The following is an 18,188-nucleotide window of genomic DNA, read 5'->3' on the forward strand; positions in this document are numbered from 1 at the left end:
AGGCGTTCAACCCTGGGGTGGAGGCGTGGATTCCACCCCCGTCCCACCTCAGGGTTGAAGAAACAGCAGGTCGTCGGCTTGCATAGTCGTAGTCATGACGACAACCGACTGGATCATCGACATCGCGCTCGTCCTGATCGTCTTCCGCCAGCTGCGCGAGGAGCGGATCTCCAAGGCCACGTTCATCGTGCCGATCGCGATGATCACCTTCGCGGCGAAGAACTACCTGCACGGCATCCCCACCGCCGGCAACGACCTGGTGCTGATCGCTGTGTTCACCGGTGTCGGCGTCGTGTTCGGCCTGTTCGGCGGCCTGCTCACCCGGGTGCGGACCCTCAACGGCCACGCGCACATCAAGGCCACCGCCGGCGCCGCCGCACTGTGGGTCATCAGCATGGGCTTCCGCCTGGGCTTCGCGGTCTGGTCCTCCCACCCCTCCGGCGCCGCACACCTCACCAAGTTCTCGGCCGCCCACGACATCACCAGCGGCCAGGCCTGGGTCACCGCCCTGATCCTGATGGCCTTCAGCGAAGTCATCGTCCGACTGAGCACCATCGGCGCCCGCGCCTGGACCCTGTCCTCGCACACCACCCACGAGCCGGTGCGGGAACCGGCGGGTGACCTGGACTGGCTGATCCAGGAGGCGAGGATCCCGTCGAAGGCGAGCCGCTGAGCGAGGGCCGTCGACGCCTTGTGGCCCGACTCGGAAGTTCCGAGTCGGGCCACATCGCTTTGGCTCAGACCAGTTCACACACGCCGAGCTGCTGCACCAGCTGCAGAGTGTCGGCGTTGACCCAGTACTCGGCGAGCATGCCGTCCTGGATGCGCAGGGTGTCGGTCCCGGTGAAACGGACGCGGTTGCCGACGGCGGACTCGGACCCGCCCGGGAAGCCGCCGGCGTAGGTGCCCTCGGCGCTCCAGCGGACCACCAGGTAGTCGTCGGTGACGATGGGGCCGACGGTGAACTCGAAGGTCAGGCCGCGCAGGACGGTGTGGATTCCGGCGACCCAGTTGTTCAGGCCCTCGCGTCCCCGCACGGTGTCCTCGCCGGAGCCGGTGATGGGGGCGGCGTGCGCGACGAAGTCGGGGGCGATGATCCGGTCGGTCTGCGACAGGTCGTTGTTCCACAGGTCCCGCCAGGGGTTGGCGAGCAGGGCGTTGGTGGAGGCGGACATGGTGGTTTTCCTTTCAGCCTTCGAAACTGTTCAGGTCGGCGTCGGGGATCCAGGAGCCGTGGACGCCGGCGGTCACCCGCCGCGGCAGGTGCACGGTGGCGATCCGGTCGAGGCCGGAGGCGTCGAGGACGAGCAGCTGGGAGGCGTCCTGCTTGAGGTCGGAGACCACGGTGAGCAGATAGCCGTCGTCCTCGCGGGCGGCCCCGGCGGCGGCGACGAACACGGCCTCGCTGGGCAGGCGCGCGTCGCCGACGTGGTGGATGCGGCGGGCGCCGGTGGTGCGGTCGTACTTGACGACTCCGTACCCGCCGAAGCCCTTCTCGTCCGGGAAGGAGATCGCGTACTGATAGCGGTTCTCGGCACCCAGGTACTGCTCGTTGAGGGTCGGGAACTCCACGGTCAGGTCGTCGATGATCTGCTCGTCGACGGTGCCGGCCGCGGTGTCGACGACCCAGCGGCGGGTGTAGGACCGGCTTCCGGGCTCGGTGCCGCGTCCCGGCGCGCCGATCCACCAGTTCCAGGACAGGTGGAAGCCCTCGCGGTCCACGGTCGGGCCCTCCAGGACGATGCGGCCCCGGGCGTCCTCGTACGCGTTGGAGACGTGCAGCAGGTTGCCGGGCTCGACGCTGAACCAGCGGATCTGCCGGGCGCCGTCCTCGCCGCGCGGCATGACGCCGATGCGGGCCGGCTGCAGGTCGCTCCAGCCGTAGGGGATGCCGGAGTGGTCAGACGGATCGAAGGTGACGTTGCCCTCGATGAAGACCACGTGCCGGCCGGTGATGGCGAAGTCGTGCTTGAGCGAGGCGGTGGCGTCCGGGACCTCGGTGCTGTACAGGATCTCGCCCTTGGCGTCGGCGACGTGGTAGACGAGGAACGGCGGGAACGGGGAGGACCCGAAGAAGTGGAGTTCACCGGTCGCAGGGTCCTGCTTCGGGTGCGCGGTCATCGCGGTGCGCAGCTTGCCGTGGAAGTCGTAGGCGCCGACGGTCTCCAGCTCCGGGGTGAGCTCGAAGGGGAGGTTCGACTCGCACAACGCCAGCAGCCGGCCGCCGTGCTCGATGATGTGGGTGCCGGCGGTGCTGGCGGTCAGGTCCGGGCCGTGCTCGGTCATGTAGGGCGCGCCGTCCAGCGCGGGAGTCTTCACCCAGCGGTTGCGGTACCACTCGGCGCGTCCTTCGCGCAGGCGGATGCCGTGCACCATGCCGCTGCCCTTGAACCAGTGGGTCGGGGTCACGCCGGCCTTGGGGTTGTGCCCGTTGCGGAGCAGCCGGCCGGTCAGCTCGGGCGGCAGGGTGCCCTCGACGGTGAGCCCGGTGGCGGTGATCTCGTCGGGGACGGGAGTGAAGTGGCCGGTCAGGTAGGGCTTGGGGGAGTTCATGGCAGGACCTCTTTCTGGATGTGGATGTGGTGGTTCAGCAGCGGTTCAGTGAGTGGTCTGATGAGCAGCGGCACCAGCAGCGCTGTGGCCGCCATGACGGCCGCCGAGACGGCGAACGCGGCCCGGTAGCCCGCAGTGAGCGCCTGGAGATGCGATTCGTGGGTCGCCGCGTGGGCGGTCACCGAGCCGGCCAGGGTGGCCAGGGCGGCGAGGCCGACGGCGCCGCCGACCTGGCGTGTGGTGTTCACCAGGCCGCCGGCCAGTCCGGCGTCCCGCGGCGGGACGCCCTCCACGGCGAGTGAGGTGAGGTGCACGAACGCGATGCTCAGACCGAGCCCGACCAGGATGCTGGGCCCCAGGATGTCGGCGAGATAGCTGCCGCCGGCGCTGATCCGGGACAGCCACAGCAGACCCGCGGCCTCGGTGAGCATGGCCCCGGTCACGGTCGCGGTGGTGCCCAGACGCCGGCGGATGCGCGGGGCGAGTGCGGATCCGAGCATGTTGGCCGCGGCGAGCGGCAGCTGGCCCGCGCCCGTGATCAGCGGGCTGGCTCCGAGGACTTGCTGTTGGTAGAGCGGCAGGAAGAAGAACAGGGCGATCCATATGGACCCCAGCAGCGCCATCAGCAGGTTGCCGACACCGACTCGTCCGGTGGCGAACAGCCGGGGCGGTATCAGAGCGTTCGGCGTGCGCAGCTCGATCCGGACGAAGACGGCCAGCAGCACGGCCGAGGCGGCGAGGGCGTACAGCACCGGGCCGTTCGTCCAGCCGGCACTGCGCGCGGTGGTCAGGCCCCAGACGAGGCCGGTGAGGGCGAGGGTGATGGCGGCCGTGCCGAGCAGGTCGAACTTCCCGGCCTCACGGTCGGCCGTTCCCGCCGGAACCACGAGCACCACCGCGACCGCGACCAGCGCGGACCCGATCGCGACACAGAAGAAGATCGATGACCAGCCCCACGCCTGGGTGAGCACCCCGCCCAGCAGAACGCCCCCGGCACCTCCGGCACCGGACACCGCGCCCCAGACCGCCAGCGCCCTGCCACGCTCGGCGCCGGACGGGGACAGCTCCATCGCCAGCGCCAGAGCGGCCGGCGCGATCGCGGCGGCTCCGAGGCCCTGTAAGGCACGGGCCGCGATCAGCGCCCCGGCGGAGCTCGCCGACCCGGCGGCGAGCGAGGCGCCCGCGAACACCAGGAGCCCGAGAATCAGCACCCTGCGCCGCCCGAGCATGTCGGCTGCCCGGCCGCCGGCCAGGAGCAGCGCCCCGAAGGCCAGCCCGTAGGCGTTGACCACCCAGGTGGTGCCGCCCTCCGACAGGCCGGCCCCGGCCCGGATCTGCGGCAGCGCGACGTTCACGATCGAGGTCGCGAGCATCACGGTGAACTGGGCCGCGGCCAGGGCGGTGAGCACCACCGCGCGCCGCGGAGGGGATGGTGTTTGCCCTGATCGCGGGCGCTGTGGCTTCATGACGCACAGCTTCGTGCGGGGTGCTGTCCACTCTCCAGGTCGTACGGGGGCGAGAACTGTTCACTGCTGTCCGCAGGTGTCCACCGCGGCGGACCGGAGCGGAGGCCGGCTCAGCGAGCCCCGTGCGTCTCCAGCTGCCACAAGGCTTCGCTGAGCAAATCAAGCCCCTGCCGAAGGTGCCGTCGGTAGGTCCCGTACGGAAGCCCGAGCCGACGTGCGGCCGCCTCCTGTGTCGGAGCGCCGGAGAAGTACCCGGCGGCCAGGGCCTCGCGGGCGCGCACGCCGCGCGGGTCGGCGGCCAGGCCGTCGACGCTCTGGCGGAGCAGGGCCCGGAGTTCCTCGACCGGGTCGTCGGTGAAGTCCGCCGCCAGGCGGGTGCGGGCCAGGGCGCAGGCGGCGAAGGCGGCCGGGTCGCGCCAGTGCGGCAGGGCCTCGCGGACCGCTTGGTCGAAAGCGGTGCGGGAGAAGGCCGGCGGTCCCGACGGCACCGATTCGGGGCCGGGCGGCATGAAGCGCAGGAGCCAGCTCTCCACGGACACCTCGCGCCAGTCGACGGCGAACACCCCGTAGGTGTGCTCGCCGACGCGGGGGCGGGCCCCGGTGTCGGCGAGGGTTCCGGCGACGCGCTCGCCCCAGGTCTGCGCGTCCTGGAAGACGGCGAAGCCGTAGGCGCGGCCGCGGGCCCGGGCGGATTCGGCGTGGGCGCGCGAGCTGCTCAGGTCGGTGACGCGGGAGGGGATCTGGTAGCGCTCCGGGTAGATCGAGAAACGGCTGATGCCTATGTGCTCGCCGGGCTTCACCGGGGCTGCGGCGTCCGCGTATTTCCAGGCCGCCGCGACAACGGGATCGGCGGCCAGGTCCTCCGGGTCGGCGGGTGCCGGCAGGGCGAGCCGCGCGGTGAAGGCCACCGTGCGGCCCGTGCTCACGAGCCGGTAGACGCTGAAAGCCTCCGGCTGGCGCCGCGCCCAGTAGCGGACGATCTCCGCCGAGGCGGGCCCCTCGGTCTCCTCCGCCATGCGCAGCACCATGTCGAGGTCTTCCGGCTGCAACGGACGGTCGTGCACCTCGTCCTCCCGGGACCAGGTACGCAGCCGCGCCAGGGTCTTCCCCTCGCGGAACAAGTAGAAGAGCTCGTCGGTGACTGTCCACCCGCGCTCCTCGGGGGCGTCGCGCAGCAGGCGCAGGTACTCGTCCGCGAGGCGCTGGCGCATCGCCACGAAGGCGTTGGGCGCACGCCACCGCAGGTCGGCGGCGAGGGTCTCGCGCGCGGCGTCGTGGGGATGGAGCCCGCGATGCGTGGACTCCATGAAGGGCAGATCCCGCAGCCAGGCGAACAGCTGATGGGCATCCTCCTCGGGCAGCACCGCCGAGAGCAGTTCCTCAGAGGTCGAATAAGCTTGAGCCGCCACTTCCAGAGCACGGCGGTGGGCGGCGCTGGGCACCTCGCCGATCAGCCCGGCCAGCAGCGTCCGCAGCACGTCGGCCGACGGCGCCCACATCTCCTCGCGGCCCCACCCCGCCGAGCCGGCGGCCGCGGCCAGGGCCAGCGCCAGCGGATTGCCGCCGGTGAAGCGCAGCACCCGTTCGCGCAGCTCCGGCTGGATGTCCGCGGCCGTCAGCAGACTCCGGGCCTGGTCCTCGGAGAACGGCTCCAGCTCGGCCACGTACAGCAGCCCCGCGCAGGCGGGGTCGGTGGTCCAGTGCACCGGCGGGCGCAGCCGGCCCGCCACGACCACCATGGCGTTGTCCGCGCCGCGGGGCAGGAACTGGTACCACAGCCAACTGGCCAGCCACTGGCAGTGCTCGAAGGAGTCCACGAACAGGACCGTGCCGGGCACGTCCAGGAACCGGCCCGCGGCCCGCTCGAAGTCCACCGGGTCCCGGCTCACGAAACGTCCGTCGAGCTCCACCAGCGTCCGGCCCGCGGTCCGGGCCTCGTCGGCCAGGCGCCGCAGCAGCGTCGATTTCCCGATGCCGCCGGGCCCGCAGAGCACGAACGCGAACGGCTCGGGCGGCTCGTCGCCCAGCGCGCGGGTGAAGAGCTGCAGCTGCTCGTCGCGGCCGATGAAGCTGCGCACCCGCGCAGACCTCAGCCGCTCTCCGACGGACACCATGGTGACTCCCGCTAATGGGTTATATCGGTCGGCGTCATGGCACGACGCTTTCGGTGACAGGAGTGAAGTCCAGGCACAAGGACGCCGGACCCCGGGTGTACAGGCCGGTTTCCCGGTACTCGAAGCCCGGACTGTAACGGACCTGATCGAACAGCGGCAGGAGCATCGCGGCGACCGTCTCGATCTCGGCGCGCGCGAAGGCCGCGCCGACGCACTGGTGCAGCCCCGCGCCGAAGGCCAGGTGCTGCGCGGCGGCGGTGAAGGAGCGGGCGGTGCCCAGGTCCGGACGGTCGATGTCGAAGGTGTCCGGGTCGGCGAAGGCCTCGGGATCGCGGTTGGCCGCGCCGATCAGGCCGAAGACGGTGGCCCCGGCCGGGATCGTGGTGCCGGCGAACACCGCGTCCCGCTCGACGTGGCGCGGGATGAGCTGGACCGGCGGGGTGTAGCGCAGCGTCTCGGCGATCGCGGCGGGCAGCAGGCCCGGATCCTGGCGGACCCGCGCCAGCTGCCCGGGATGGTCGATCAGGTGCTTGAACAGCAGGGCGATCGTCTTGTCGGCGGGCTCGGCGGCGGCCACCAGGACGTTGATCACCAGCGCGGTGACGTCCCGGTCGGTCAGGCCGATGCCGTCGAACTCGGCCGTGGACAGCTGCGAGACGAGGTCCGCGCCGGGCTCGCGCCGCCGCTGGGCGATCACCGGCGCGAGGTACGCCTCCAACTGCTCGGCGCAGTCCAGGCAGTGCCGCCGGCGCTCGGGCGTCAGGGCCAGGCTCGTGATGAACTCGGCCACCCCGCCGTGCCATCCGGCCACCTGCTGCCAGTCGGCCTTGTCCAACCCCAGGATGTCCAGCGCCGCGTACACGGCGAAGGGCTTGCCGAAGTCGTTGACGAGGTCGACCCGGCCCCGGGCCAGGAACGGCGCGAGGATCTCGGCGGCGTCCTCCCGGATGGCGCGGATCTGCTGCTGCAGCATCTGCCCGGTGAAGCCGCGCACGACGATCTTGCGCTTAGCTGTGTGCTCGGCCCCGGTCATCTGGGCCAGGACCGGCCCGCGCATCACCGGCTCGGCGCGCTCCTGCAACGTCGCGGTGCTGAACGCCTCGTGGTCGGTCAGCACCCGCCGCACGTCCTGGTGGCGCGAGAGGATGTAGCTGTCGATCGCCGGTTCGTAGTGCACCGGCGCCTCCTCCCGCAGCCATGCGAAGGAGGAATAGGGGTCAGCAGCGAAGTCGTCGGAGAGGATGCTGGGGCGCGCATCGACGTTCGGCATAGGCAGAGAATCCCCCAGAGAGCCCGGCGACCGCAAACCACAGAAGGGCTCGTGCCGACGTCGGCGGCTTTGGCGGACGCCGACGGCGTTGAGGATTCCGCGATCGCGAGGATTCGACCGCCGAGACCGCCGAGACCGCCGAGACCGCCGAGACCGCCGAGACCGCCGAGACCGCCAGGCCGTGACGGCCTGGCGGTCTCAGCGAGGTGGTACCCAGATGGGTTCTCAGCCTGGCGATCAGCCGCTTTCTCAGTCCTCGACGATGACCGTGCCCCGCGAGCCGCCGCCGAGGCCAGCGGCGATGCACAGCACCGAGCCGGCGAGCGCCAGCCACAGGCCGACCTGCAGGCTGTGGTCCGTGGAACGCTGCACCTGGATGATGAACAGCACCGCGCCGACCAGTCCGATCGCGCCGGCCAGGCGGGTCAGCCAGCCGGTGACGTCGGCCAGCCCGAGCACGGCCACCAGCCCGACCAGGATCGAGGCGCCGCCGATGGACTGCACGAGGTCGGTGGTGCCGCCGAAGCCGCTGTCGAACAGGGCGTGCCAGGAAACGTGGGTGCCCTGGGTGCTGCGCGTCCAGTTCATGAACGCGCCGACGATCAGGCCCGCCGCGCCGAGCGCGGTGAGCAGAATTCTGGACGTCACACCGGTCGATCCGGCTCGTGACATCGGCGTGTGGATCGCCATGGTGTCCGCCTCCTCACGGTGCCGGTTGACGAGTGTCGAAGGATTCTCCTTCGCATCGGCACCACCGGCTCCGGGTGTCCCGGTCTGCGGGTTCGAAACAAACAGCGTGCGAACCGCGGACGCCTCGGCTCACGCGGCGGCGCGCACCAGCCCGCGCCGCGCGGTCGCCCCGCCGGTGTCGACGACGACCGCCAGCAGCCGGTGGTTGATCGCCGTCTCGACGGCGTTGGCCCGGGAGGTGACGCCGAGCTTGCGGTAGACGCGCCGCAGGTGCGTCTTGACCGTCTCGATGGACAGCGACAGGTGCCCCGCCACCTGCGCCGAGGTCAGCCCGTGCGCCAGGCCGGCCAGCACCTGGCGCTCACGCGGGGACACGGTCGGCGCCTGGGTGTGCGGCTGTGCGGCCATCACCCCGCAGCCGTGCGCCAGGGCCACCGCGTGCGCGGCGTTGCGCGCGCCCAGGGCGCGGTAGATCCGCGACATGTGGCTGGCCACGGTGTCCGGAGCCATCCCCAGCAGCCGGGAGATCTCGTCCCGGCTGCGGCCCGCCGCGACCATGGTGAGCACCTCGACCTCGCGGGGGGTGAGCGAGCGGCGCCGGGCGTCGCCGGCGTTGACCCGCAGCCGGACCAGGCCGATGCGGGGCGCCGGGGCCCCGGCGCGTGTCGTGACGCCGACGTGGACTGAACGGACGGGGCTCATGACGGTCATCGCGGCGGACTCCAGATTCTCAGGGCGGCATCATGCTGCGGCACCGCTCGTTCAAGCCACGGCGGTGTCGCGCGCCCACATGTCCCGTTTCGCGGGGAGCATGCACGCGGGCCGGTCCTGAATTCCGGCGCCGATCGTCACCGCTCGGCGGCCAGCCGCACCCCCAGGCCGATGAACACGCCGCCCGTCGCCACATCCAGCCGCCGCTGAGCCCGCTGCCGCCGGCCGAGCCACCGGCCGATCCGGCCGGCCAGGACGCCGACCGTGCCGTCGACCACGAACTCCAGCGCGACGAAGACCGCGCCGAGGATCGCGAACTGGAGCCAGACGCGTCCCAGGCGCGGGTCGACGAACTGCGGCAGGAACGCGATGGTGAAGGTGACCATCTTCGGGTTCACCAGGTTCGTCAGCAGGCCGCGCAGGTAGGCCACGCGCCCGGGGACCCCGTCGGCCCGGTCGTCCAGGGCCGGGTGCCCCTCGCCCCGGTGGCGGATCGCCTGGACGCCGAGGAAGACGAGGTACGCGCCACCGCCGATGCGCAAAGCGGTGAAGGCCGCGGGCGCTGTGGCGAAGAAGGCGGACAGGCCCGCGGCGGCCAGCGCGATGTGCACGATCTCGCTGGTGGCCACGCCGGCCGTGGCGAGCAGGCCGGCGCGGGGGCCGCCGCGGACGCCGCAGCCCAGGACGAAGAGCATGTCGGGTCCCGGGCTGATCATCGCGACGGCGGTGGTGATGAGGAACAGGAGGAAAAGGTGCTGCTCGATCGGCATGGAGCAAGGGTTGCCGGGGTCGGACGGCCGGGCAACACGAATCCGGTCAGTGGGCGGTGCTGAGCGGCTCAGTGCCTGCGGGCGATGCCATGCAGCTCAGTGTCCGTGGTCGAGATGCAGCGCCCCGGTCGGCATTCCCCGCTCGCGGCCGCACGAGGTCAGCGCCAGTACTCTGCGGCCCCGAACGGTGTTGTCCGGACCGAGTTCGCCCGGGTTCACCGACAGCAGGCCGGCCACCGTTTCGGCATAGCCTCCGTCCTCCTCCTCCGGCAGCGCTTCGCCGATCTGCATCTCCGGTTCGAAGGCGTCGTAGAAGCGCACGATCTCACCGGCGCGCGCGACGCACCACGAGGTCCACCCGTCGCCGCAGCTGGTCCCGTACCAGTGGGCCTCGCCGAACTCGGCGCTCAGCCGCCGGCATTCCTGCTGCACCAGCGCGAACATCGTCTCGGGCTTGTGGTCCTCGGCGTGCTCCACCTCCGGCGAGATGCCGAAGGCCAGCGTCCAGCCGTCGATGGCGGGGGTGATGTAGCTGCGGCGGCAGGAACTGTGCGAGTACCAGTCGTGGTGGTCCCGGTTCCAGGCGTCCGCGCCCAGGCTCATGGGGACGGTCAAGGGATCGGACAGGTCCAGGGCGCGCAGCACCCTGTCCTGGTCCTCGGTCGGCAGGGCCAGCCAGCTGCCGCACAGGTGCATCGGTGCGGGTTCCTCGTCCAGGGCCTGGACTTCCAGGAAGCGGCGGATCGCCACCTGGTCGCGCGTGTCCATGCCCTGAAAACCGACCAGCTCCAGCAGCATCTCGCGCAGCTCCGGCCGCGCCACCTTGGCGGCGGTGCGCCGGGCCCGCAGCAGGAACGGGACGAGGTCCCGGCCCGCGGAGCCGAGGGTGTTGTAGGCGGCGATGCGGACGTCCCCGTCGGGGTCCGCCATCATCGCCAGGATCGCCTCGGCGTGCTGCTGGACCGCGTCGTCGTGGCCGCTGAGCGCGGCGACCGCGCCTTCACGCACCGGGGCGGCGTCGTCCGCGAACAAGGGCAGGAACGCCGCTGCCCGGTCGGCGATGTCCAGTTCCGCGAGCGCGTAGCGGAAGTGGGCGTTGGCCTTCTCGGGATGGCCGGCCCGCAGCGCGGTGATCAGCGGCTCGACGGCTTCGGCGCCGAAGTGCTGGAACAGCCAGGCCGGCGGCGACGTGGCGATCTCCGACTCGCCGGCGGCAAGGATCGGGATCAGCCGCTCGATCGCGGCCTGGCCGTACCGCGCGATCCGGGGTGCGAACTCGGTGAAGTTCCGGGTCTTCTCGAGCTCCGCTATCAGCTCGGCGAGAGGGTCTGAGGCCGGTGTCATGGGCTGAAGGGTAGTTGGGTGGAGACGCGGGTGGAGGCCGGGTGGAGACGGAAACGCCGCGGGCGTCTCCACCCGGCCTCCACCCGGGATCAAGCTGTGGACCGACGCGTCGCAGGGTGCGGGTTCCTACCGTTGAGGGTGTCGCCAAAACGTCGGACAACCTGGAGCAGCCCATGAATAGCAGCGTCTGGATCATCAACCTCGCGGTGCTGATCGCGGTGCTGGAGGCCGACCTGGGCCACCGGCGCATCACCTGGTTCCGGATCGCCAGGCCCCTGGTGTTGTCCGCGGTGATCGTCCCCATCTACCTGAAGCACACCGTGACCAGCGGGCACGGCCTGGCGCTGGAAGTGGTCGGGGCGGTGGCCGGGGTGCTGTTCGGGGTGGCGGCGGCCTCGGTGATGAAGGTGCGGCGCGACGCCGCGACCGGGCGGCCGGTCTCCGACGCGGGGGCGCTCTACGCCGCGTTGTGGATCGTGATGATCGCGGCCCGGCTCTTCTTCGTCTACGGATCCAACCACATCTTCCAGAACTCGCTCGGCCACTGGATGATGACCGAGCGCATCACCAAGAACGCGTTGACGGACGCGTTGGTCTTCATGGCCGTGACGATGACCCTGTCGCGCACGGCGGCCCTGGTCGGCAGGGCCGCGACGGCCAAGCCGGCGTCCGGGCTGGAGGTGGCCGAGGCGTCGGCCGCCGAGACGTCGGCCTTTGCCCGGTAGCCGGTTCCCCCCCGCGCGCTACCTGGCCGACACACACCAGCTCGGCATCCCTGTGGCCGCCCCAGCCCAGGGAAGGCCCGCACCCCGCTGCTTCGGCAGCCCGGGGTGCGGGCCTGAACCATTTCGCCGAATCCGATACCGGTCGCTGTCAGCCCTCGTATAGACGCGGCGCTAGATTTGTCAGGGAACGGCGACCGATCCACCAGGAAAGACAGGGTTCTCATGTCGGACTCGGCACCCCGATCCAGCTGGTTCGCCTGGCCCATGCGGGTCGTGCGGGCCATCGGTCTGGTCCTGGTCACCTCGGTGAGCCTCACCGGGCATGCCGCCCCCGGCGCCCAGGGCCGCCGGCTGGTGGTGGCGATCGCGCTGACCGTGGCCACGGTGTGCTGGGCGGTGTGCATCTTCGCCGAGCGGCTCAGACCACGGGTCCTGACCCTCCTGCTCTGCGCGCTGGCGGCCAGCGGCGGGCTGCTGGCCTCGATCCAGCACCACGGGGTCAGCCTGGTGTACGGCGGTGTCGCGGCGTTCACCGCCGGGTACCTGCTGGAGCTGTCGGCGGCCCTGTTCGTCACCGCGCTGGCCTGCTTCGGCGCGGCGTGCGCCGAGCTCGCGGTCGGCGGCATGTTCGCCAACCTGGCCGTCAGCCTGCTGCTGTACTGCTGGTTCTTCTTCGCCGGGATCGTGGTCGGCGACTATTCCACGCGCGCCCGGCATGCCGAGCAGATCCTGGAACACACGCAGAAGCTGCGCGCCGAGGAGGCCCGGGCCGCCGCGCTGGCCGAGCGGGCGCGGATCGCCCGGGAGATCCACGACGTGATAGCGCATTCGATGGCCGCGCTGTCCGTTCAACTGCAGGCTGCCTCAGCGTTGCTCAACGACGAGGAGCTTCCCGAGCACCCCGTCCTGGACACGGTCTCCGAGTGCGTTCGCCGTGCCAGCGGCCTGGCCCGCGAGGGATTGGCCGAGACCAAGCGCGCGATCCACGCTTTGCGGGAGGACGCGGTGCCGCTGTCCGCGCTGCTGTCCGCGCTGGCCGCGGACTACCAGGACGGCGACGGAGGCCCGGCGACCTTGGAGATCACTGGTAAAGTCAGGGCTCTGACCCCCCAAGCCAGTCTCGCGCTGTTGCGCACGGCCCAGGAAGGTGTGACCAACGTGCGCAAGCACGCGCCGGACGCGCCGGTGTCGATCACCCTGGAGTTCCAGGACGACCAGACCTGCCTGACCGTGGCCAACCCGGCCGATCCGGCCGCCGGCGCCCCGGCGCCGCTGGCCGACACCGGCGGCGGCTACGGCCTGATCGGGCTGCGCGAGCGGACCGAACTGGCCGGCGGGCAGCTCAGCGTCGGTCCGGTGGACGGCGGGTGGCGGTTGGCGGCGAGGATCCCGGCGTGACCGCCGAGAAGGCGGCCACCGCGGTCCGGCTGGTGATCGCCGACGACCAGACCGCGGTCCGGCAGGGTTTGGGCCTGCTGCTCGGGCTGCTGCCCGACATCGACGTGGTGGCGCAGGTCGGCGACGGCGACGCGGCGCTGGAGGCGGTGGCCCGGCACGCGCCGCAGGTGGTGCTGATGGACCTGCACATGCCGCGCCGCGACGGGATCGAGGCGACCAAGGCGATCCGGCGGGACCACCCCGGCGTCCAGGTGGTCGTCCTGACCACCTTCGACGACGACGTGTCGATCCTGCGCGCGCTGCAGGCCGGGGCGCTGGGCTTCCTGACCAAGGACGCCACCCAGGCCGAGATCGGCCGGGCGGTGGCCGCCGCGGCGGCCGGCCAGGCCATCCTGGACCCGGCCGTGCAGGCCCGGCTGCTGGCCGCGGCCGCCGGGACCGCCGGCACCCCGCAGCAGTCCCAGGATCCGGACTGCCTGACCGCGCGCGAGACCGACGTGCTGCGGCTCATGGCCCAGGGGCAGACGAACCGCGAGATCGCGCAGACCCTGTTCGTCACCGAGGCCACCGTGAAGACCCATGTGAACCACATCTTCGCCAAGACCGGGAGCCGGGACCGGGCCGCGGCCGTGTACTACGCCTACGCGCAGGGGATCGCCGAACGGGGCGCCGGCTGACTCTGGCCGGGGCAGCCGTCCCGCGCTATCGTCGATGACGCATTGTGGAGCGGGCCGTCACGTCTTGTCACGGCCGACGTCGGCGCTGCTGCCGGAGTGCGCAGTGCCGAACCCCGCAGGTGATCTTCTGTTGGCATACGGGCAGTCACCCTGGAATTCTCTTCAGTGAATCAGGGCCTTGCTTCAAAGGGCGGCTCTGTATCAAAGGCCTCATGGAGATACCCGATTCATGAGGCGGTTCCTGAGGGGGACTGTGATGAAGATCAGCAAGAAATCCGCCATGCCCGCGCTCGGTGCGCTGTGCCTGAGCGTCGTGGTGTCGCTGAACCCGCACCTGGGTGGGACCCACCTTCCGTCGGAGGCCAGGACCGGGCAGCACGCCTCGGTGACGGCCGCCCCCGGAGACCCGGGCTGGGACGGCACGGCCGATCCCGGCGACGGAGACCCCGACCCCGGTTGGGACTGAACAGCGGGTGAGCCGGTGTGTCGCGCAAACCTCGTATCCGCGGCACATCGGCATGCGGCCCGCGTCTGGCGGGCCTTCACGGGGTGGGGTTGCGAGGAGGGGATTCGTTTCATGGAACTGCGTATTCTGGGGCCGATCGAGGCCTGGCACGGCGGCGAGGAGATCCGGCTCGACGGCACGAAGCAGCGGACGTTCTTGGCGTCCCTGATGCTCGGCGAGGGCCGCATCGTGCACGACGTCCGACTCGCCGAACACCTGTGGGGGGCCAACCCGCCGTCCACGATGGACGCCCAGCTCTACACCTACGCCTCGCGGCTGCGCTCCTACCTCGGCGGGCACGCCCGCGTGGTACGCCGGTCCCCGGGGTACCTGCTGCACGCCGACGGCGCGTGGATCGATCTCGTGGAGTTCGAGCGGCTGCGCCGCCGCGCCGACGCGGACTGGAACCTCGGGCGCCACGCCGAGGCCGCCGCGTCCTACCGCGAGGCCCTGGCGCTGTGGCGCGGACCGGCCCTGGCCGGCGGTGCCGACGCGCTGATCAGCGCCGAGGGCGTGGCCCTGGAGGAGACCCGGCTGGTGGTGCTGGCCCGGCGCCTGGAATGCGAACTGGAGCTGGGCCGCGCCGTCGAACTCCTGCCGGAGCTGCGCTCGCTGGTGGCCCGCCACCCCCTGCACGAGGGCTTCCGGGCCTCGCTGATCAACGCCCTGTACCAGGCCGACCGCCAGTCCGAGGCGCTGCTGGAGTACGACAAGGTGCGCCACATCCTGCAAGAGGAGCTCGGGGTGTACCCCGGGCCCGGGCTGAGCCGGCTCTTCCAACGGATCCTGGCCGGCGAACATCCCTCGATGGTCGCCTGACGTGGGCCTGGCAGTGATGCTCGTCGACGATCACACGATCGTCCGCGAGGGGTTCCGGCACGTGCTGCAGGCGCAGGACGGCATCGACGTGGTGGCCGCGGCGGACCGTTCGGAGGGCACGCACCTGCTGGCGCGCCGCCACGAGCCGGACGTGATCCTGCTCGACACCCGCATGGACGCCGGCCACGGCCAGGCCTTCCTGCACCGGCTGCAGGCCGCGGTCAGCGCCGAGCGCACCAGGATCGCGCTGCTGACCGACACCGCCGACGACGCCGAGCTGTTCCGCGCGCTGCGCGCCGGGATCAGCGGGTTCCTGCTCAAGGACATGTCCGAGCCCGAACTCGTGCACGCGGTCCGCTCCATCGCCTCCGGGCACGCGGTGATCGGCCCGGCGCTGACCCGCCGGCTCATCGACCGCTTCGAGATCTTCCTGCCGCCCGAGGACGCCTTCAGCTACACCGTCGGCCTGCTCACCGAGCGCGAGCGCGACGTGCTGACCGCCATCGGCAACGGCGGCTCCAACCAGCAGATCGCCCGCGATCTGCACCTGACCACCGCCACGGTGAAGTCGCACGTGTCCAACGTGCTGTCCAAGCTGGGCCTGCCCAGCCGGGTGCACGCCGCGCTGCTGGCCTACCGCATCGGCCTGGTGCGCGGGCAGAGCGCGGCAGAGCTCGACCATCAGAGGGCCGTGGCGACCGTCCAGACGTTCAGCGCGACCAGCACGCCGGACAGCGCCGTCGCCGCGACGGTCGCCCGCAGGCCGGCCCGGCGCTCGCCCATCACGTCCTCGCGGCGGGCCAGCCAGATCAGCGGCGCCAGGCCGAAGGGCACGCCGAACGAGAGCACGACCTGAGACAGCAGCAGCGCCCGGGTCGGGCTGACCCCCAGCCCCAGCAGGATCAGCGACGGCACCAGCGTCACCAGGCGCCGCACCGTCGCCGGGGGTGAGCGCCGCAGGAAACCGCGCATGACCTCCTGGCCGGCGTGCACGCCCACCCCGGCGGAGGCGACCCCGGCCACGAGCAGCGCCAGCACCACGATCAGCGCGGCCGCCGGGTGGAGACCGGCCAGGATCCGGTGCGTCTGCTCCAGCGTCACCGAGGAGTCGGCGCGGCCGTGCAGGGCCCTGGCGAACACGGCGAGCATCGCCAGGTTCGCCAGGCCCGCGATGGTCATCGCGACCGTCACCTCGCGCCGCTGTGCGCGGATCGTCTCCTCGGCCGCCAGGCGCGGGGTCCGCGCGGCCAGGGCCGAATGCAGATAGATGACGTGCGGCATGATGGTCGCGCCGACGAGCCCGGCGACCAGCGCGGCCCCGTCGCCGCCGGGCAGACGCGGCGCCAGTCCGCCGGCGATGCCCGGCAGCGGCGGCCGCACCACCGCGACGATGACCGCGAAGCACACGAACACCGTCGTCAGCACCGCGGCCATCATGCGCTCCAGGGCCTGCCCGCCGAGCTTCGCCGAGGTGATCGCGAAGCCGCCCGCGCCCGCCAGCAGCGCCCCGGCCAGCGGCGGCAGGCCGGTGAGGATGTGCAGGGCGGTCGCCGTCCCGACGACCTCGGCCAGATCGGTGGCGGCGCAGACCACCTCGGCCTGTGCCCACAGCGGCCACACCGCGGCCCGCGGCAGCCGCCGCCGGCACAGCTCGGGCAGTCCCTGACCGGACAGCGCGCCGACCTTGGCCGCCAGATACTGCACATAGGCCGCGGCGACGCTGGCGACGAGCACCGCCCACAGCAGCGCGTACCCGGTCCCGGCGCCCGCGGCGGCGTCGGCCGCGAAGTTGCCCGGATCGACGAAGGCGATGCCGGCGACCGCGGCCGCGCCGACGACCGGCACCGCCGCCTGGATGGCGGCGGGCCGGACGCGGCGGACGGCCTCGCCCGACGGACGCGGCGGGCGGGCCTGGACGGTCACCGCGGCGCGACGACCAGATCGATGATGTCGCCGATCGTGCGCAGCTCCTTGAGCTTGTCGTCGGCGACCGAGACGGTCAGCTCGTCCTGGATCGTCACCGCGATCTCGATCATCGTCAGCGAGTCGATCGCCAGGTCGTCGGCCAGCCGGCGGTCCGGGGTGATCTCCTCGGCCGGGATGCCGGCGATCATGTCGAAGATCTCCGCGACCTTCGCGGCGGCCTCCTCCCTGCCCAACGCGGCGGTCTGCTCCGTGGGAGCGGTCATGGTGTCCTCCTGGTGATGGGGGCGGCTGCCAGGCGCTTGGCCTGCGCCGCCTCGATCTGTTCGGTCTGCCGGGTAGCAGCCCGGTCCAGCTCGGTGACGAACGTGCCGAGCCTTTCTTGCGCGGCGGCGCCCGAGGCGTCGAGCCCGCCGAGATCCAGGACTTTCACATAGCGCACCAGCGGCATGGCGACCTCGTCGTGGTGCACCCGCAGGTTGTAGATGCCGGCCCGGGCGATGGCCAGGGCCCGGCGGGTGAATCCGGGGATGCCGCGGCCGGGCATGGCGAAGTCGCGCAGCACCTTGTCGAAGGCGGTCACCGTCTCCGAGGGGGCGAGGTGCAGCGCGGCCTCCATCAGCGAGCGGTAGAAGACCATGTGCAGGTTCTCGTCGACGGCGATCCGCGACAGCAGCCGCTCGGCGACCGGGTCGCCGCTGGCGCGCCCGGCGTTGCGGTGCGCGACGCGGGTGGCCAGCTCCTGCAGGGTGACGTAGATGATGGCGCTGAGCGGGTCGTCGCCGCGCCCCGGATAGCCGATCTCGACCGTGGCCATCCGGGCCCGCTCCAGCTCGACCGGGTCCACGCCGCGGGTGACCAGGAGGTAGTCGCGCAGCACCTGGCCGTGCCGGCCCTCTTCGGCGGTCCACCGGTGCACCCACGTGCCCCACGGCCCTTCCAGACCGTAGCGCTCGGCGATGATGTGGTGGTAGGAGGGCAGGTTGTCCTCCGTCAGCAGGTTGATCTCCAGCGCCGCCTGGGCGTCCTTGGAGAGCCGGGACTGCTCCGGCTCCCAGGGCTCGGTGTCGAAGTCGCGGCCCGCGGACCAGGGCACGTACTCGTGGGGGAACCACTCCTTGGCGGTGCCCAGGTGGCGGTTCAGGTTCTGCTCGACGACGGGCTCCAGCTCGGCGAGCAGGTCGACTCCGGTCGCGGATTCGGTCACGGTCATCCTTCCGGTG

General features: G+C 71.8%; 18 protein-coding genes and 1 pseudogene. 7 read left to right on the forward strand and 12 right to left on the reverse strand.

The annotated features are described in order from the left end of the window. Window positions 1-94: 94 nt before the first annotated feature. Window positions 95-673, forward strand: a complete 579-nt coding sequence (locus ABH926_RS27700; protein WP_370368728.1) for a hypothetical protein — start codon at window positions 95-97, stop codon at window positions 671-673. Between the two features lie 64 nt (window positions 674-737). Here ABH926_RS27700 and ABH926_RS27705 read toward each other — a convergent pair whose 3' ends face one another. The 9 genes from ABH926_RS27705 to ABH926_RS27745 all read right to left on the reverse strand — a co-directional run bounded on the left by ABH926_RS27705 (window position 738) and on the right by ABH926_RS27745 (window position 10,918). Beyond that, window positions 738-1,175 (reverse strand): ester cyclase, encoded by a 438-nt coding sequence (locus ABH926_RS27705; RefSeq protein ID WP_370368729.1) that lies wholly within the window; start codon window positions 1,173-1,175, stop codon window positions 738-740. Window positions 1,176-1,188: 13 nt separating this feature from the next. Continuing rightward, window positions 1,189-2,553 carry a carotenoid oxygenase family protein gene (locus ABH926_RS27710; protein ID WP_370368730.1) on the reverse strand — a complete coding sequence of 455 codons (1,365 nt, stop codon included), beginning with the start codon at window positions 2,551-2,553 and terminating at the stop codon, window positions 1,189-1,191. After that, entirely contained in the window at window positions 2,550-4,019 is a 1,470-nt protein-coding gene (locus ABH926_RS27715) for an MFS transporter (RefSeq protein WP_370368731.1), read from the reverse strand. Before ABH926_RS27715 ends, ABH926_RS27710 begins: the two co-directional genes overlap by 4 nt. A gap of 110 nt (window positions 4,020-4,129) precedes the next feature. Beyond that, window positions 4,130-6,133: an ATP-binding protein gene (locus tag ABH926_RS27720; protein ID WP_370368732.1), complete on the reverse strand. Its 2,004-nt coding sequence runs from the start codon at window positions 6,131-6,133 to the stop codon at window positions 4,130-4,132. Window positions 6,134-6,167: 34 nt separating this feature from the next. Continuing rightward, window positions 6,168-7,403 carry a cytochrome P450, cyclodipeptide synthase-associated gene (locus ABH926_RS27725; RefSeq protein WP_370368733.1) on the reverse strand — a complete coding sequence of 412 codons (1,236 nt, stop codon included), beginning with the start codon at window positions 7,401-7,403 and terminating at the stop codon, window positions 6,168-6,170. 249 nt (window positions 7,404-7,652) lie between these two features. Continuing rightward, window positions 7,653-8,051 (reverse strand): sugar:proton symporter, encoded by a 399-nt coding sequence (locus ABH926_RS27730; protein ID WP_370368734.1) that lies wholly within the window; start codon window positions 8,049-8,051, stop codon window positions 7,653-7,655. Between the two features lie 171 nt (window positions 8,052-8,222). Further along, window positions 8,223-8,795 (reverse strand): response regulator transcription factor, encoded by a 573-nt coding sequence (locus ABH926_RS27735; RefSeq protein WP_370368735.1) that lies wholly within the window; start codon window positions 8,793-8,795, stop codon window positions 8,223-8,225. Between the two features lie 146 nt (window positions 8,796-8,941). After that, entirely contained in the window at window positions 8,942-9,574 is a 633-nt protein-coding gene (locus tag ABH926_RS27740) for a LysE family translocator (protein ID WP_370368736.1), read from the reverse strand. Between the two features lie 96 nt (window positions 9,575-9,670). After that, entirely contained in the window at window positions 9,671-10,918 is a 1,248-nt protein-coding gene (locus ABH926_RS27745) for a HEAT repeat domain-containing protein (protein ID WP_370368737.1), read from the reverse strand. A gap of 173 nt (window positions 10,919-11,091) precedes the next feature. Here ABH926_RS27745 and ABH926_RS27750 point away from each other — a divergent pair, with 173 nt between their 5' ends. The 6 genes and pseudogenes from ABH926_RS27750 to ABH926_RS27775 form a co-directional block, all read left to right on the forward strand. Beyond that, the gene (locus ABH926_RS27750) at window positions 11,092-11,643 is read left to right on the forward strand and encodes a hypothetical protein (protein WP_370368738.1); all 552 of its coding nucleotides are present in this window, start codon (window positions 11,092-11,094) and stop codon (window positions 11,641-11,643) included. A 222-nt stretch (window positions 11,644-11,865) separates the two neighbouring features. Continuing rightward, on the forward strand, window positions 11,866-13,041 hold the full coding sequence (locus tag ABH926_RS27755) for a sensor histidine kinase (protein ID WP_370368739.1): 1,176 nt from the start codon (window positions 11,866-11,868) through the stop codon (window positions 13,039-13,041). Beyond that, entirely contained in the window at window positions 13,038-13,718 is a 681-nt protein-coding gene (locus ABH926_RS27760; protein WP_370368740.1) for a response regulator, read from the forward strand. The genes ABH926_RS27755 and ABH926_RS27760 overlap by 4 nt, the downstream gene beginning before the upstream one ends. A gap of 256 nt (window positions 13,719-13,974) precedes the next feature. Next, a complete protein-coding gene (locus ABH926_RS27765; RefSeq protein ID WP_370368741.1) occupies window positions 13,975-14,184 on the forward strand; it encodes a hypothetical protein in 210 nt (69 codons plus the stop codon). A 111-nt stretch (window positions 14,185-14,295) separates the two neighbouring features. Further along, a complete protein-coding gene (locus ABH926_RS27770; RefSeq protein WP_370368742.1) occupies window positions 14,296-15,042 on the forward strand; it encodes a BTAD domain-containing putative transcriptional regulator in 747 nt (248 codons plus the stop codon). 16 nt (window positions 15,043-15,058) lie between these two features. Next, window positions 15,059-15,664 (forward strand): annotated as a pseudogene (locus tag ABH926_RS27775) (response regulator); the annotation flags it as partial. Between the two features lie 59 nt (window positions 15,665-15,723). Here the strand turns inward: ABH926_RS27775 and ABH926_RS27780 are convergent. The 3 genes from ABH926_RS27780 to ABH926_RS27790 are packed head-to-tail and all read right to left on the reverse strand — an operon-like array spanning window position 15,724 to window position 18,178. Then, window positions 15,724-16,965: an Nramp family divalent metal transporter gene (locus tag ABH926_RS27780; RefSeq protein ID WP_370368743.1), complete on the reverse strand. Its 1,242-nt coding sequence runs from the start codon at window positions 16,963-16,965 to the stop codon at window positions 15,724-15,726. Continuing rightward, a complete protein-coding gene (locus tag ABH926_RS27785; protein ID WP_370368744.1) occupies window positions 16,962-17,231 on the reverse strand; it encodes an acyl carrier protein in 270 nt (89 codons plus the stop codon). Before ABH926_RS27785 ends, ABH926_RS27780 begins: the two co-directional genes overlap by 4 nt. After that, entirely contained in the window at window positions 17,228-18,178 is a 951-nt protein-coding gene (locus ABH926_RS27790) for an acyl-ACP desaturase (protein WP_370368745.1), read from the reverse strand. Before ABH926_RS27790 ends, ABH926_RS27785 begins: the two co-directional genes overlap by 4 nt. Between the last annotated feature and the right edge of the window lie 10 nt (window positions 18,179-18,188).

The sequence above is a fragment of the Catenulispora sp. GP43 genome (genome assembly GCF_041260665.1).
In the GTDB taxonomy this organism is placed as follows: Bacteria; Actinomycetota; Actinomycetes; order Streptomycetales; family Catenulisporaceae; genus Catenulispora.

What these genes read in the sequence shown, in the direction of transcription:
- ABH926_RS27755 (WP_370368739.1), top strand. Translation starts at nt 11,866, where the DNA reads ATGTCGGACTCGGCACCCCGATCCAGCTGGTTCGCCTGGCCCATGCGG.
- ABH926_RS27785 (WP_370368744.1), bottom strand. Translation starts at nt 17,231, where the DNA reads ATGACCGCTCCCACGGAGCAGACCGCCGCGTTGGGCAGGGAGGAGGCC.
- ABH926_RS27720 (WP_370368732.1), bottom strand. Translation starts at nt 6,133, where the DNA reads ATGGTGTCCGTCGGAGAGCGGCTGAGGTCTGCGCGGGTGCGCAGCTTC.
- ABH926_RS27765 (WP_370368741.1), top strand. Translation starts at nt 13,975, where the DNA reads ATGAAGATCAGCAAGAAATCCGCCATGCCCGCGCTCGGTGCGCTGTGC.
- ABH926_RS27725 (WP_370368733.1), bottom strand. Translation starts at nt 7,403, where the DNA reads ATGCCGAACGTCGATGCGCGCCCCAGCATCCTCTCCGACGACTTCGCT.
- ABH926_RS27710 (WP_370368730.1), bottom strand. Translation starts at nt 2,553, where the DNA reads ATGAACTCCCCCAAGCCCTACCTGACCGGCCACTTCACTCCCGTCCCC.
- ABH926_RS27745 (WP_370368737.1), bottom strand. Translation starts at nt 10,918, where the DNA reads ATGACACCGGCCTCAGACCCTCTCGCCGAGCTGATAGCGGAGCTCGAG.
- ABH926_RS27770 (WP_370368742.1), top strand. Translation starts at nt 14,296, where the DNA reads ATGGAACTGCGTATTCTGGGGCCGATCGAGGCCTGGCACGGCGGCGAG.
- ABH926_RS27700 (WP_370368728.1), top strand. Translation starts at nt 95, where the DNA reads ATGACGACAACCGACTGGATCATCGACATCGCGCTCGTCCTGATCGTC.
- ABH926_RS27735 (WP_370368735.1), bottom strand. Translation starts at nt 8,795, where the DNA reads ATGAGCCCCGTCCGTTCAGTCCACGTCGGCGTCACGACACGCGCCGGG.
- ABH926_RS27705 (WP_370368729.1), bottom strand. Translation starts at nt 1,175, where the DNA reads ATGTCCGCCTCCACCAACGCCCTGCTCGCCAACCCCTGGCGGGACCTG.
- ABH926_RS27740 (WP_370368736.1), bottom strand. Translation starts at nt 9,574, where the DNA reads ATGCCGATCGAGCAGCACCTTTTCCTCCTGTTCCTCATCACCACCGCC.
- ABH926_RS27750 (WP_370368738.1), top strand. Translation starts at nt 11,092, where the DNA reads ATGAATAGCAGCGTCTGGATCATCAACCTCGCGGTGCTGATCGCGGTG.
- ABH926_RS27715 (WP_370368731.1), bottom strand. Translation starts at nt 4,019, where the DNA reads ATGAAGCCACAGCGCCCGCGATCAGGGCAAACACCATCCCCTCCGCGG.
- ABH926_RS27790 (WP_370368745.1), bottom strand. Translation starts at nt 18,178, where the DNA reads ATGACCGTGACCGAATCCGCGACCGGAGTCGACCTGCTCGCCGAGCTG.